Source organism: Vibrio intestinalis, from assembly GCF_025195085.2.
GTDB lineage: Bacteria > Pseudomonadota > Gammaproteobacteria > Enterobacterales > Vibrionaceae > Vibrio > Vibrio intestinalis.
The window spans coordinates 341,951-354,658 of the sequence record NZ_JANAVY020000003.1 but is presented as its reverse complement, the minus strand read 5'-3'; the positions used below and the strand labels follow the sequence as shown (position 1 = coordinate 354,658).

10 protein-coding genes are annotated in these 12,708 nt (G+C 46.4%); 7 read left to right on the top strand and 3 right to left on the bottom strand.

What is annotated here, in order from left to right; all coding sequences use genetic code 11:
• Positions 1 to 157 precede the first annotated feature (157 nt).
• Positions 158 to 2,746 carry a bifunctional aconitate hydratase 2/2-methylisocitrate dehydratase gene (acnB, locus tag MU515_RS07945; RefSeq protein ID WP_260259886.1) on the top strand — a complete coding sequence of 863 codons (2,589 nt, stop codon included), beginning with the start codon at positions 158 to 160 and terminating at the stop codon, positions 2,744 to 2,746.
• A gap of 71 nt (positions 2,747 to 2,817) precedes the next feature.
• Here the strand turns inward: acnB and MU515_RS07940 are convergent, their stop codons facing one another.
• The 3 genes from MU515_RS07940 to MU515_RS07930 form a co-directional block, all read right to left on the bottom strand.
• Entirely contained in the window at positions 2,818 to 3,951 is a 1,134-nt protein-coding gene (locus MU515_RS07940) for a glycerate kinase (RefSeq protein ID WP_260259885.1), read from the bottom strand.
• A gap of 16 nt (positions 3,952 to 3,967) precedes the next feature.
• Positions 3,968 to 5,233 (bottom strand): GntP family permease, encoded by a 1,266-nt coding sequence (locus MU515_RS07935; protein WP_260259884.1) that lies wholly within the window; start codon positions 5,231 to 5,233, stop codon positions 3,968 to 3,970.
• 134 nt (positions 5,234 to 5,367) lie between these two features.
• Positions 5,368 to 6,519 (bottom strand): sugar diacid recognition domain-containing protein, encoded by a 1,152-nt coding sequence (locus tag MU515_RS07930; RefSeq protein WP_260259883.1) that lies wholly within the window; start codon positions 6,517 to 6,519, stop codon positions 5,368 to 5,370.
• 72 nt (positions 6,520 to 6,591) lie between these two features.
• Here MU515_RS07930 and MU515_RS07925 point away from each other — a divergent pair, with 72 nt between their 5' ends.
• From MU515_RS07925 to MU515_RS07900, 6 genes are all read left to right on the top strand, one after another.
• The gene (locus MU515_RS07925) at positions 6,592 to 6,963 is read left to right on the top strand and encodes a YacL family protein (protein ID WP_260259882.1); all 372 of its coding nucleotides are present in this window, start codon (positions 6,592 to 6,594) and stop codon (positions 6,961 to 6,963) included.
• A gap of 184 nt (positions 6,964 to 7,147) precedes the next feature.
• Positions 7,148 to 7,486, top strand: a complete 339-nt coding sequence (gene glnK / locus MU515_RS07920) for a P-II family nitrogen regulator (protein ID WP_260259881.1) — start codon at positions 7,148 to 7,150, stop codon at positions 7,484 to 7,486.
• A gap of 23 nt (positions 7,487 to 7,509) precedes the next feature.
• On the top strand, positions 7,510 to 8,739 hold the full coding sequence (locus tag MU515_RS07915) for an ammonium transporter (RefSeq protein ID WP_260259880.1): 1,230 nt from the start codon (positions 7,510 to 7,512) through the stop codon (positions 8,737 to 8,739).
• 171 nt (positions 8,740 to 8,910) lie between these two features.
• A complete protein-coding gene (locus MU515_RS07910) occupies positions 8,911 to 9,924 on the top strand; it encodes a Fe(3+) ABC transporter substrate-binding protein (protein ID WP_260259879.1) in 1,014 nt (337 codons plus the stop codon).
• Between the two features lie 95 nt (positions 9,925 to 10,019).
• Complete coding sequence (locus MU515_RS07905; protein ID WP_260259878.1) at positions 10,020 to 11,648, top strand: ABC transporter permease; 1,629 nt, start codon at positions 10,020 to 10,022, stop codon at positions 11,646 to 11,648.
• The gene (locus MU515_RS07900) at positions 11,648 to 12,679 is read left to right on the top strand and encodes an ABC transporter ATP-binding protein (protein WP_260259877.1); all 1,032 of its coding nucleotides are present in this window, start codon (positions 11,648 to 11,650) and stop codon (positions 12,677 to 12,679) included. The genes MU515_RS07905 and MU515_RS07900 overlap by 1 nt, the downstream gene beginning before the upstream one ends.
• Positions 12,680 to 12,708 lie beyond the last annotated feature (29 nt).

Sequence of the window (12,708 nt, the reverse complement as noted above, 5' to 3'; positions counted from 1 at the left end):
CATGCCGCCCACAGTTTGGCCTCTCTGGCGCTGTTTATCAGTCTAAAAAGAATGACAAAAGTGGCAATGGAGAGCCAAAGTTTCCAAGGATGTTGCTCCTCAGGTTTATTAATAGAAATTATAAATTGAGGAGGGACCGCAATGAGAGGAATAAGTCGTGCTTGAAGCCTACCGTAAACACGTCGAAGAACGTGCTGCTGAAGGAGTAGTACCTAAACCACTAGATGCTGAACAGGTTGCTGGACTTGTTGAGCTGCTTAAAGCCCCGCCACAAGGTGAAGAAGCCTTTATTCTTGATCTTCTTGAAAATCGAATCCCACCGGGCGTAGATGAAGCCGCTTATGTTAAAGCGGGTTTTCTAACGGCAGTTGCAAAACAAGAAGTTGAATCACCTCTGGTTAGCCGCGAGAAAGCCGCTGAGCTTCTCGGCACTATGCAGGGTGGTTACAACATTGAACCTTTAGTTGCCCTTCTAGATGATGACCTACTTGCTCCAATCGCAGCAAAAGCCCTATCACATACACTACTGATGTTTGATGCTTTCTACGATGTAGAAGATAAAGCCAAAGCAGGCAATACATACGCTCAACAAGTGATGCAATCTTGGGCAGACGCTGAGTGGTTTACTTCGAAAGAAAAAGTCGCAGAAAAAATTACCGTTAAAGTATTTAAAGTTACCGGTGAAACCAACACCGATGATTTGTCACCTGCCCCTGATGCTTGGTCTCGCCCTGATATTCCAGTGCACGCAAAAGCGATGCTTAAAATGGAACGTGATGGTATCAACCCAGATGAGCAAGGCAGTGTTGGTCCAATCGCTCAGATTGAAGAGCTGCAAAAAGATGGCATTCCACTGGCTTATGTCGGTGATGTTGTGGGTACGGGTTCTTCGCGTAAATCAGCGACTAACTCTGTACTGTGGTTCATGGGGGATGACATCCCTTATGTACCAAACAAACGTACAGGCGGTATTTGTTTAGGCGGTAAAATTGCTCCGATCTTCTACAACACGATGGAAGATTCAGGCGCACTACCGATTGAACTGAACGTACAAGATATGAATATGGGCGATGTGATTGACATCTATCCATACGAAGGTGTTGTGCGCAAAGGCGATGCGGAAATCTCTAATTTTGAGCTAAGTAAAGTACTGCTTGATGAAGTACGTGCTGGTGGCCGTATTCCACTGATTATCGGTCGTGGTCTAACGAGCCGCGCTCGTACATCACTTGGTTTAGAAGAGACAGATCTCTTTGCTAAACCTATCGACCCAACGGCTTCGAGCAAAGGCTATACACTAGCTCAGAAGATGGTTGGTAAAGCGTGTGGTGTTGAAGGTGTTCGTGCAGGCCAGTACTGTGAGCCAAAAATGACCACAGTAGGTTCTCAGGATACCACTGGTCCTATGACGCGTGATGAACTGAAAGACCTAGCTTGTCTTGGTTTCTCCGCTGATCTTGTGATGCAATCTTTCTGTCACACCTCTGCATACCCTAAACCGGTTGATGTAAATACTCACCATACGCTACCTGACTTCATTATGAACCGTGGCGGTGTGTCACTTCGCCCGGGTGATGGTGTTATCCACTCATGGCTAAACCGCATGCTTCTGCCTGATACTGTTGGTACTGGTGGTGACTCTCATACTCGTTTCCCTCTGGGTATTTCATTCCCAGCGGGTTCAGGTTTGGTTGCATTCGCAGCGGCAACCGGTGTTATGCCACTGGATATGCCAGAGTCAATTTTGGTTCGCTTTAAAGGCGAAATGAAAGAAGGCATTACACTGCGTGATTTAGTCCACGCGATTCCTTACTACGCTATTCAACAAGGTCTACTGACGGTTGAAAAAGCGGGCAAGATCAACGAATTCTCAGGCCGAGTGCTTGAGATTGAAGGCGTTGAGCACCTAACGGTTGAACAAGCATTTGAGCTGTCAGATGCATCAGCAGAGCGCTCTGCTGCAGGTTGTACCGTTAAGCTTTCTCAAGAGTCGATTGAAGAATACCTTAACTCGAACATCACCATGTTGAAGTGGATGATTTCTGAAGGTTACGGTGACCGTCGTACTATCGAACGTCGTATTACCGCGATGGAAGATTGGGTCGCAAACCCTGAGCTAATGGAAGCGGATGCTGATGCGGAATACGCGCATATCATTGAAATTGATTTGGCCGATATTGATGAGCCAATTCTGTGTGCGCCGAATGACCCTGATGATGCACGCCTACTGTCTGAAGTTCAAAACACTAAGATTGATGAAGTGTTTATCGGTTCTTGTATGACGAACATTGGTCACTTCCGCGCAGCAGGTAAACTGCTTGAGAAGTTCAATGGTCAATTGGATACCCGCCTATGGGTAGCACCGCCAACTAAGATGGATAAAGACCAACTGATTGAAGAAGGCTACTACGGCATCTTTGGTCGTGCTGGTGTTCGTATCGAAACTCCGGGCTGTTCACTCTGTATGGGTAACCAAGCTCGCGTGGCAGATAAAGCAACGGTGATGTCTACTTCGACACGTAACTTCCCGAACCGCCTAGGTACAGGTGCGGATGTGTATCTAGCCTCTGCTGAATTAGCAGCGGTGGGTGCGATTTTAGGTAAGATTCCAACTAAGGAAGAGTACCTGCAGTACGCGCAGCAGATTGATGCAACGGCGGCAGATACTTACCGTTATCTAAACTTCCATCGTATGGGTCAATACACTGAAAAAGCAGACACGGTTATTTTCCAAGAGCCAGCTTAATCAGTATTGATAGTAATAAAAAACCGCTGAATATTCAGCGGTTTTTTGTTTTTACGTCAGTGAACAGCGATTTACTTCTGCATCTTGTAGATGGCAGCAACGTTACGTGCGGTGATTTCTACGTTTTCAGCTGCTTCTTTGAGTGCGGTCGCTAAATCAACCGAGCGATTGACGACTGCGAAGACAGCGTCGATGCCATGGTCATGCACTACGCCGCAGTCAGCTGATAAACAACCTGCAATACCAATCACAGGTAGATCGTATTGTTTAGCACAACGTGCAACACCGATTGGCGTTTTACCGTGAATAGTTTGTCTGTCGATGCGTCCTTCACCGGTGATAACGAGATCAGCATCTTTTAGCACGTCGCTTAGGTTTACTGCGTCCATGACGATTTCGATACCCGGTCTTAGTTCTGCATCCAGTAAACCAAGTAATGCTGCACCTAAACCACCAGCTGCGCCAGCACCTGCCATCTCTTTTACATCTTTACCTAGCTGCGCTTTCATTACGTCAGCGTAATGGCTTAAGTTGCTATCGAGCTGCTCAACCATCTCTGGCGTTGCGCCTTTTTGCGGGCCAAAGATTTGAGAAGCCCCTTTTGCACCACATAGTGGGTTATCCACGTCACAAGCTACTTCTAAGCGAACATTTGCCAAACGAGGATCTAGCTTAGAGGTATCAATGGTGGCTAGGTTAGCCAAAGCACCGCCGCCATGACCTAGCGGGCTGCCCGCAGAGTCCAGCATATCAATGCCTAAGGCTTGAGCCATACCTAAGCCACCATCGTTCGTTGCACTGCCGCCAATGCCGACAATGATGTGTTCTACACCGCGATCTAATACCGCAAGAATCAGCTCGCCAGTACCGTAAGTGGTCGTCAGTAGTGGGTTACGAAGCTCTGGCTCAACAAGGTGTAAACCAGACGCTGCGGCCATTTCGATGATAGCGGTTTTGCCGTCACCTAGTAGACCATAGAAACCTTCGACTACTTGGCCTAGAGGGCCTGTCACTTGGTGGCTAATCACTTCACCGCCAGTTGCGTCTACTAATGACTGTACCGTGCCTTCGCCGCCGTCAGCCATTGGCAATTTAATGTATTCCGCTTGAGGTAATACTTGTTTGAAACCTTTCTCAATGGAAGTCGCGACTTCCATTGCTGTTAAGCTTTCTTTGTATGAATCAGGAGCAATTACAATTTTCATTTTTAACCTCAGAGCCTTATACGAACAGACCGAATACACCAAACATCATGACAGAAACGAATGCGATCATTAAGCCAACCGCTGATTCGTAAGGAATAAGTTTAAGACGCTCACGGATATCCATGTGCACCGCACCACCTGTTGCATGGAAGAAGCTACCGTGTGGCATGTGGTCTAGCACAGTTGCGCCAGAGTGAATCATTGCCGCACCCGCAAGCGCTGGTACACCAAGCTCAAGAATAGTGTGGCTAAATACGTTAGAGGCAACGGCTGTACCTGCTGTTGTCGATGCAGTCGCCAGTGACATCATTGCACCAGAGATAGGAGCTAGTAGGTAAGAAGGCAAACCAGAAGCGGTCAGAATATCGATTAGGCCATCTTTTAGACCTGAGTTTGCGATGATACCTGCAAGTGTACCTGTACCCAGTAGCATTACCGCTACAGGTGCCATACGGCTAAGGCCAGATACTGCAAAGTGGTTAGAGTCTTTAAAGCGGCCCATGACCACCGCACCAATTAGACCACCAAGTGGCAGGGCAATCAGTGGGTCAACGTTGATGCCAGCGATTGGGCGCAGTGCGAGTAGGGCAATCGCCACTAGAGGTGCGATGATTGCAGCTGTAAAGGTTGGTAGCTTGCTGTGATCCACCGCGACAACTTCACACTCAGCTACTTTAGTGCCTTTGTTTACTAAGCGCTTAGCGATGAAGTAAGCCAAGATAAGACCGCACAGGCCTGGTACAACACCGGCTGCCATTACAGACGTTAGCGGAACATCAAAAGCATCTGCTGCTGCAATCGCATTTGGGTTTGGTGACATGACGTTACCCGCTTTACCGCCGCCAACCATCGCTAACAAAATCGCTGTTTTAGAAATGTCTGCGCGGCGAGCAATTGCTAGCGCAATAGGAGATACAGTGATAACCGCTACGTCAACAAACACACCAACCGCAGTTAGAATCATGGTTGCGAGTGCGAGTGCAAGTAGGGCGCGAGTTTCACCCACTTTCTTAACAATGGTTTCAGCAATCGAGGTTGCCGCGCCAGATTCAATTAACACACCAGCAAGAACACCCGCAGCTAAGATACGTAATACTGCGGTTACGATGCCTTGAGCACCGCCAATCATTAGACCAACGGTATCGGTTAGGGATACACCGCCTACGACACCACCGACAAGTGCGCCGATGATCATGCCATACGCTGGTGGCACTTTTTTTAGAATTAATGCTATCGCGACGACGAGCGCTGCGAGAGCGCCGAGAGTAGAGACTTCAATCATGTTCTATTTCCAAAAGAAAAGTTGTAAGAATAATTTTTCGCCAAATATAGGGATTGAAGTAAAAAGCGTCTTTAGCCGTTGTGACAAATAAACGCAGCGAATAGAGTTTGTTCTTGTGCAAATGCACAAATTGTCTAATTTGAGTTGAACAAATTAATGGCTAGATATAGTTGTAAAATATCATTTAAGTTGCTGATATTTAATGATGTTAGTTGTTCTATTTTTTCCAGTCGATATCTGAGAGTATTTCTATGAATATGCAGTTTTTGGCAAGTCTGACATGCGTCACAATTTTGTACAAAATACTCACTAAGAGTGCGGACTAATATTCCCTTAGTGTCATATTGTTTCAATAAATCATAAGGTTGGCGAAGTTGCTCCGCTTTCCACGGTTCACTCAAAATAGAACTCATCAACACCGGCAATTTATGGTCTTGATAGAAGAACACTTCCCCTGATTGGTTGGTGACCGATTGCATGGTTAACTGCGCGGTTTCGTAAGATTTTGCTAAGCCATCAACCCCAGAGAAGTACTCGCCAAGAGCGATCTTAATTGAGAAATTACTGAGTTTTTTAACCCGAGTCAGTAACTGATTGATGCGTTTTGTTTCCGCTTTCTTAGACCAACCAGAGTCAGTGAAAGAGATCGGTTTTAATACCACCACTTCATTCTTTGACACTGAGAGAATGCCAACCAGATTATCTCGCTCTGGGTATTCCAATAAGTGGACTAATTGTTGAAGGTGCTCAAGCGAGAACGATTGATCTTTATCGGGTATCACTTTTACTACTGCCGCAATTCTAGGGCGGCTTAGATCTAATTCTAATCTTTCTGCAATAGTGCCAAGCTGTGAGTCATTGAGTTTGGCACCTTGGATAAGCTGCAATACCAGTTCTTCACGGTGGCGCTTGTTCCATTCTACCTGTGACATCAATGCCGCTTGTTCAACGATCAGTTCAGCCGTCATTTTGACCAATTCACCGTAGTGCTGCACTTGTTCCGGTGTGCCGGAAATGCCAATTACCCCTATGACTTGATCAAGGTAGATGATCGGTAAGTTGATCCCCGGCTTTACCCCTTTAAGGTGTTGAGCGGTCGCTTCGTCAATTTCAACCACGCGATGTTCGGCAATCGCCAGCACGGCGCCTTCATGCTTTTGTTGCAATCGAGCACGGTCGCCAGAGCCGATGATTCGGCCTTTATCGTCCATAACGTTTATGGAGTGAGGAATGATTTTCATGGTGCGCTCGACGATCTGACGGGCGATAGTCTCATTTAACTGCATAGAAGATTCGTTGGAGTGTTGCCGATAATTGGCCGATAATAGCACCGAGAAAATACATCCGTAGAGAAAAAGATGGACTACGAATTTAAAAAGAACACCTTAGAAGGCAATTATTATTGCCATTGCTCGATGGGGCATGAAATCGTGGGACGTTGGGTTCAGGAAGAATTGGGTACCAATGCGCAAGCTATTGCTGAAGTGTTTGATTTACTGGATCAAGCAAAGCAAAACGCGGTGCAAGAGTATAAGCGTATTGGCCGTGAAATCTCGCTCACTGTGTGTGGTGACGAAGTGGTTATTGAGGAGAATGTTCTCTCTCACGATAGCGAACTCGATGCCGATAGCGAGTTTGATTTGTACCAAAGCGAGAGTACTGCAAGCTGCGGAATGGAAGATTTTGTCGATCTGCTTGAGCAGTGGCAGGCGTTCGTGAAACGCTTTTAGCACCATGAGTGAGCACGGCTCATAGAATGCTTTAAAGTTGGGAATAAGCGCACCAGGTTGGTGCGCTTTTTTTGTGCGACAAAGATGAAAATTACGAATGTTCTTTATAAAACAGTCAATTAAAAAACTGGCACGCCAATTGGATTGTAAGGAGAAAACAACGAGAGCTTTGAGAGAGGACGCAATGAAACTAATCAACGCCATAATCAAACCATTCAAATTGGATGATGTACGTGAAGCACTGGCTGATGTGGGTATCGAAGGGATGACCGTATCAGAAGTGAAAGGATTTGGTCGCCAGAAAGGCCACACAGAACTCTATCGTGGAGCAGAGTATCAAGTGGATTTCTTACCAAAAGTGAAACTGGAGATCGCCACACAAGCGGAGAATGTGGATCGCGTCATCGACGCAGTCAGCAAAGCCGCTCACACCGGAAAAATCGGTGACGGTAAGATCTTCGTGTATGACTTAAGCCAAGCGGTTCGCATCCGTACTGGTGAAATGGACTCAGAAGCACTTTAACTCTCAAGGATTGGAGATATCACATGGAATTAGCATCAACAGTATCTGAACTTCGTTACGCACTCGACACTTTTTTCTTCCTCATTTCTGGTGCGTTGGTAATGTGGATGGCAGCCGGTTTTGCCATGTTGGAAGCGGGCTTAGTTCGCTCAAAAAACACCACTGAAATTTTAACTAAAAACGTCTGCCTATACGCAATTGCCTGCACTATGTATTTGGCCGTAGGTTACAACATCATGTATGTCGATAATGCCGAAGGCAGTTGGCTTCCGTCATTTGGTGCTTTAATCGGCACGCAAGGTGAAGGGGCGGATCACTCTCTAGAATCAGACTTCTTCTTCCAAGTTGTATTCGTTGCTACCGCGATGTCTGTTGTATCGGGCGCTGTGGCTGAGCGAATGAAACTATGGTCTTTCTTGATCTTCTCTGCTGTATTGACCGCATTTATCTACCCAGTCGAAGGTTACTGGACATGGGGTGGCGGCTTCCTATCAGAAGCAGGATTCAGTGACTTTGCTGGCTCAGGTATCGTACACATGGCCGGTGCAGCCGCTGCGCTAGCAGGCGTGTTGCTACTGGGCGCTCGTAAGGGTAAATATGGTAAGAACGGTGAAATCTACCCAATCCCAGGTTCAAACATGCCATTAGCGACGTTAGGTACATTTATCCTATGGTTTGGCTGGTTCGGCTTTAACGGTGGTTCTCAACTGATGGTGTCTGACTTTGAGAACGCAACAGCAGTAGGTCAAATCTTCCTAAACACCAATGCCGCGGCAGCAGCAGGTGCAATTGCAGCGCTACTTGTGTGTAAAACCACTTGGGGCAAAGCAGATTTAACGATGATTCTGAACGGTGCGTTGGCAGGCCTTGTGGCTATTACCGCTGACCCACTATCACCTTCTCCAGTGTACGCCGTGTCAATTGGTGCAGTGTCAGGCGCGCTAGTGGTATTTAGCATCATTGGCCTAGATAAGCTTAAGATTGATGATCCAGTGGGTGCCATCTCAGTGCATGGTGTGTGTGGTTTGTTTGGCCTAATGGTGGTTCCACTAAGTAACAGCGATGCGAGTTTCAGCACACAGCTATTGGGCGCAGCGGTTATCTTTGGTTGGGTATTCCTAGCAAGCTTAGCAGTATGGGGCGTGTTAAAAGCAACAATCGGTATCCGTGTATCGGAAGACGAAGAGTTAGAAGGTATGGATATGCATGATTGCGGCGTAGGTGCTTACCCAGAATTTGTAACGGTGAAATAATAAGCAAAGCGCTGTTTATATTCAAAAGACATAAACGGTTACAATATTTCAACCTAGTAAACCTGCCCTTCGAGGCAGGTTTTTCATTTTTAAGAATTGTTTTCCGGTTGGACATGAATATAATAACGCGACTGATAAAAATTATCATTTAGAAAGTAAAGGATTAACACTATGAAAAAGCTGCTAACATTTTCAGCACTTGCATGTGCTACTTTGGCCCCAACAGCAATGGCTGCTGAAGAAGTGAACGTATACTCTTACCGTCAACCTTTCCTAGTTGAGCCAATGTTCAACGAGTTCACTAAAGAAACAGGCATTAAAGTTAACGTTAAGTTCGCGAAAAAAGGTCTAGCTGAGAAGCTAGCTCAAGAAGGCGAATACAGCCCTGCGGACGTAATTCTAACGGTAGACATCAGCCGTCTAGCTGAGCTGACTAAACAAGGTCTGGTTCAAAAAGTAGACAGCGAAGTTCTAGAGAAAAACATCCCAGCTCAACTTCAAGACGATGGCAACGAGTGGTTCGCTCTAACAACTCGTACTCGTAGTGTTTATTCTTCTCGCGACCGCGTTGGTAAACTAGGTGAAGACTTCACTTACGCTGACCTAGCTAAGCCAGAGTTCAAAGGTAAAATCTGTACTCGTAGCGGTAAGCACCCATACAACGTTTCTCTAGTATCTTCTATGATTGCTCATAAAGGCGAAGCTGAAACTAAAGCATGGCTAGAAGGCGTAAAAGCTAACCTAGCTCGTAAGCCTCAAGGTAACGACCGTGCACAAGTTAAAGCGATCAAAGAAGGTCTATGTGACGTTTCTCTTGGTAACAGCTACTACTTAGGTAAGATGGTAAACGACGAAGAGCAAAAAGCTTGGGCTGATTCTGTTTACATCAACTTCCCTAACCAGAAGACAACGGGCACGCACGTGAACATCTCTGGTATGGCGATGGCTAAGCATTCTCCAAACAAAGACAACGCTCTTAAACTAATGGAATTCCTAGCAGGCGACCAAGCGCAAGGCATGTACGCTGAAGTAAACTACGAATACCCAGTTAAGCCAGGTGTTAAGCCATCTGAGCTAGTTGCTTCTTGGGGTGAGTTCAAGGCAGACGATATCTCTCTAGATGAAATCGCGTCTTACCACGCTGCGGCAATTAAACTTCTAGATGAAGTGAAATTTGACCTTTAATCTAGTCTAGAGGTATAACAACACCTTAACCTCTAAAAGGTATATGAGATGTATTTGTAACCGCATTTACATCTTGTATATCTCACAGACTAGATATGAAAGAAAAGAATAATTTCTGGAAAACCAGCAGTGGAGCAGTAGCTCTACTGCTGGTTTTGCCTATATTAGCGATATTTATTACCGCTTTTGGTGAGGATACGGAACAACTGTTTTCTCACTTAATGAACACTGTAATGCCAACTTACATCTTCAACACGATTGCATTGGTTGCGGGTGTTCTGTTGCTGTCATTGATTCTCGGCGTTCCTTCTGCATGGCTGATGGCCATGTGTCGTCTTCCTTCTGAGCGAGTTTTACAGTGGGCTTTGGTTTTGCCCCTTGCCATGCCGGGCTACATTGTCGGTTACATCTTTACTGATTGGTTTGATTTTGCAGGCCCAGTGCAAATCCTACTGCGTGACTTAACGGATTGGCAGGCGAGGGAGTACTGGTTTCCTGATATTCGAACTTTAGGCGGTGCGATTACCGTTTTATCGCTGGTTTTATACCCTTACGTTTATTTGCTGTGTCGCGCTGCGTTTATGGAGCAAAACGTCTCTTTGCTGCAATCAGCAAGGTTACTCAAATGTTCCCCGTGGCAGAGTTTTTTCCGTATCTCTTTACCGTTAGCGCGTCCTGCAATTGCAGTAGGCCTATCGCTGGTGGCGATGGAAGCCATTGGTGACTTTGGTACGGTGAGTTATTTTGCGGTTAATACTCTGACCACTGCGGTTTATGATACTTGGTATGGCTACGGCAATTTGTCTGCCGCGGCTAAGATCTCCGGCATCATGTTGGTGTTTGTTATTTTGCTGCTATCCACTGAGCGTTATAGTCGCCGTCGCCAGAAGCTGTTTCAAAACCAGTTCAGCAGCCGTGAAGATTTTCGTTATCAGCTAACGGGATGGAAAAAGTGGGCAGCGCTAAGTTGGTGTTGGGGATTGGTCGCGATTGCGTTCATCTTCCCATTAGGCCAGTTATGTATCTACGCTTATAAGTACTTTGCGCAAAGTTGGACAGCTGAATTCCAACAGTTCGCCATCAATAGTTTATATGTGTCGATAGCGGCAGCGGTTATTGCCGTTGCTATTGCTCTAGTGGTCAACTTCTACTATCGACTTCGCGCTGATCGCGTCGCTTTAGGCTTTATGCGGTTTTCCTCAATGGGTTATGCAGTGCCGGGCACAGTACTTGCGATTGGTGTTCTTGGCTCAAATTCGGCCATCGAACATTTGGTCAATGATAGCATCAAAGCGATGGGAGGCACGCCACCGGGCTTGTTCTTATCGGGGACCATGTTCGCGATTATCTTCGCCATGGTGGTGCGCTTTTCTGCGGTTGCTATTGGTAGTATTGAAAGTAGTTTAAGTAAAGTATCGCCTTCGTTAGATATGGCTGCGCGCACCATGGGGTGTAAGCCAAATGCGATGCTCATCAAAGTGCATCTGCCTTTGATTCGTCGCGGTGCGTTGATAGCTGGTTTGTTAGTGTTTATTGAGTCGATGAAAGAGCTCAACGCAGCATTGCTGTTGCGTCCGTTTAACTTCGAAACCTTGGCGACCTACGTGTATAACTTTGCTTCCGATGAGCATTTAGAATTAGCGGCGATGCCCGCTGTATTGTTAGTGCTGGTGGGCTTAATTCCACTGGTATTGGTTAACCGATCTTTAGAGCAGGTGCATTAATGAGCTGCGCATTATCAATCAACAATTTAACCTGCAAATATGATGAACAGACCACGGTTTTAGAAGACCTGTCGTTACAAGTCGAACAAGGTGAGATTGTCTGTCTACTCGGTGCGAGTGGTTGCGGTAAAACAACGCTACTCAAGGCTATTGCGGGTTTGCTTCCGCTAAGCTCAGGTTCGATGAGCTTAAACTGTATGACCATTGATGATGGCAAACATTGGTTGCCACCGGAGCAGCGTAACATTGGGATGATCTTCCAAGATTACGCTCTGTTTCCACATTTAACTGTCGAGCAAAACGTCGGCTTTGGCCTTCGCTCTGCGTCACCAAGTGAACGTGACAGCAAAGTGAAAGAGATGCTGAACCTGGTGCATTTATCCGAGTTTGGCGACCGTTATCCTCATCAGCTTTCTGGTGGTCAGCAACAACGTGTTGCGATTGCGCGTTCGTTGGCTTACAAACCTGATTTACTTTTGTTGGATGAACCCTTCTCGAATATTGATACTCAGGTGCGCCATGAGTTGATTGGTCAGATCCGCAGTATCTTTAAGCAGCAAGGCGTGACGGCGATTTTTGTGACTCACAGCCGTGAAGAAGCGTTTGCGTTTGCCGATAAAATGGCCGTGATGAACCGTGGTGTAATTGAGCAATATGGCACGGCTAGCGAGCTGTATTATCAGCCATCAAGTAAGTTTGTTGCGGATTTTCTTGGCGGCGGCAGTTATCTGGTTGCGAAACGTATGTCTGAGAGCGAATACGATACCGAGCTTGGTGTTATCGAGGCGCACGCTCAGCAAGCGATCGATTTTAATGCCAGCTGTGAGCTGTTACTAAGACCGCAGCATGTGCAAATCAGCGCTGCAGAAGAGAGCAGTGTGTATGTTACTGAGCAGCAGTTTATGGGTGACCACTGTCGTTATGTGATTAACGCCAATGGCAGTCACTTACTGGCCAGCTCTGCAGAGCCGTTGGAGATTGGTCAGGCGGTCTCAGTGAAGGTTGAAACTCAAGGTGTACTTGCGTTTTAGTCAAAAAAAGCCCGGTGTATAAACCGGGC